Origin of the sequence: Allostella sp. (assembly GCF_041913585.1) — a bacterium.
Taxonomy (GTDB): domain Bacteria; phylum Pseudomonadota; class Alphaproteobacteria; order ATCC43930; family Allostellaceae; genus Allostella.
In genome coordinates this window covers 2,726-4,613 of sequence record NZ_JAYSFE010000211.1, presented here as the reverse complement: position 1 = coordinate 4,613, position 1,888 = coordinate 2,726, and the positions used below count along the sequence as shown (strand labels likewise).

Annotated in this window: 2 protein-coding genes; one reads left to right on the top strand and one right to left on the bottom strand. The window is 72.9% G+C overall.

The annotated features are described in order from the left end of the window. Positions 1 to 1,094 (top strand): hybrid sensor histidine kinase/response regulator (locus tag ACE3Q3_RS23005; protein ID WP_374449972.1); only part of this gene is annotated, 1,094 nt, incomplete at its 5' end. Between the two features lie 11 nt (positions 1,095 to 1,105). Here ACE3Q3_RS23005 and ACE3Q3_RS23000 read toward each other — a convergent pair. Next, the coding region (locus ACE3Q3_RS23000) for an SMP-30/gluconolactonase/LRE family protein (RefSeq protein WP_374449970.1) at positions 1,106 to 1,888 on the bottom strand (783 nt) is incomplete at its 5' end.

Below are 1,888 nucleotides of genomic sequence, written 5' to 3'. Positions count from 1 at the left end.
CGCCGCTGACGGCCGTGCTCGGCTACATCGACCTGCTCGACCAGCAGATCCGCGACCCGATCCAGCGCAAGTGGGTGGCGACCATCCGCCGTTCCGGCTGGAGCCTGCTGCGGCTCCTCTCCGACATCGTCGATTTCGCGCGCATCGATGCCGGCGAGATCCGGCTGGAATTCGGCGTCCTCGACCCGGTCGGCAAGGTGCATTCGATCCTCGACCTGTTCCGCCCGACGATGGACGAGAAGGGTCTGCGCGCCGAGGTCCAGGTCGCGACCGGGGTACCGCGCGCCGTCATCGGCGACGCCGCCCGCATGCGGCAGGTCCTGAGCAACCTGATCGGCAACGCCGTCAAGTTCACCCGCGACGGCACCATCGGCGTCGCCATCGCGGCGGAGCCGGCGGACGCCGACGGTCAGGTCCGCCTGTCCTTCACCGTCACCGACAGCGGTGTCGGCATCGCGCCCGAGAACCTGCCGACGCTGTTCGACCGCTTCTCCCAGGCCGACTCCAGCTCGACCCGGCCGTACGGCGGCGCCGGCCTCGGGCTCGCCATCGCCCGCGGCCTGGCGCGGCGGATGGGCGGCGAGGTCACGGCGGAGAGCGCCGGTCTCGGCCACGGCGCCCGCTTCCGGCTCGTCCTGCCGGTCCGCTCGGCGACGCGCGCCGCCGCGGCGCCCGCCGAAGGAGCGCCGGGCCGGACACGGGCGCGGGGTACCGTCCTCGTCATCGAGGACGATCCGGTGAACCAGGAACTGCTGGCCGAGATGGTCCGCATCCTGGGCTTCACCGCCGAAGTGGCCGGCACCGGCGAGCTCGGGGTCGAGGCCGCCGCCGGGCGGCCCGACCTCGCCGCGCTGCTGGTCGACGTCAACCTGCCCGGCATGAACGGACTGGATGCCATCCGCCACATCCGCGCGCTGGCCTCGCCGGCGGCGCGCGCGCCGATCCTCTGCGTCAGCGCGCTGGCGTCCGACAGCGACCGCGCCACGGCGCTGGCGGCGGGCGCCGACGCCTACCTCACCAAGCCCGTCCGGCTGGCCGACCTGCGCCAGGCCATGGAGCGGGAGACCGCCCGCCGGCGCCCACCCGAGGCCTGAGCCATGCGCGCTCAGGCGTGGGAATAGAGCGGCAGCCCCGCGACCGGCAGGTCGGCCTTCAGGACCTGACCGGTCTCGCTCTCGGTGACGTAGAGGGTCCGGCGATCCGGGCCGCCGAAGGCGAGGTTGGTGGTGCCCGGTCCGGCACAGGTGTCGACGCGCCATTCCGGTTCGCCGGTCGCCCCGAACAGCCACACCGCCCCCAGCCCGACATGGCAGACCGCGAGCCCGCCCGAGGCGAGCACGGCGATCCCGTCCGGTCCGGTGCCGCCCGAAAGCTGCAGGAAGGTCCCGACCTTGGAAGGGAAGCCGTCGGCCATCAGCGGCGCCCGCCAGACGGCGTTGGCGCGGGTGACCGCGACATAGAGCGTCCGTTCGTCGGGCGAGAGCGCGATGCCGTTCGGGCTCGGCACGCGGTCGATCAGGCACTCCAGGCGTCCCGCCGCGGTCAGCCGGTAGACCCGCCCCGAGGGGTCGTGGAGGCCGCTCTGGCCCTGGTCGGTGAAATAGAGGTCGCCGTTGGCGGCGAAGACGAGATCGTTGGGACCACGGAACCGTTCGGAATGCCGCCTTGGCATCACCGGCTCGACCCGCCCCGAGGCCGGATCGAGGGTGAGGATGCCGTTCTTGTAGTCGGCGAGGAAGATCCGGCCGTCGCGGGCGATCTTCAGCCCGTTCGGCTCGCCGTCGTACTCGGCGACCAGCGTGAACTCGCCCTCCGGCGACAGCCGCAGGATCCGGCCGTTCGGGATGTCGGTGAGCCAGAGATTGCCGGCGCGGTCGAAGGACGGCCC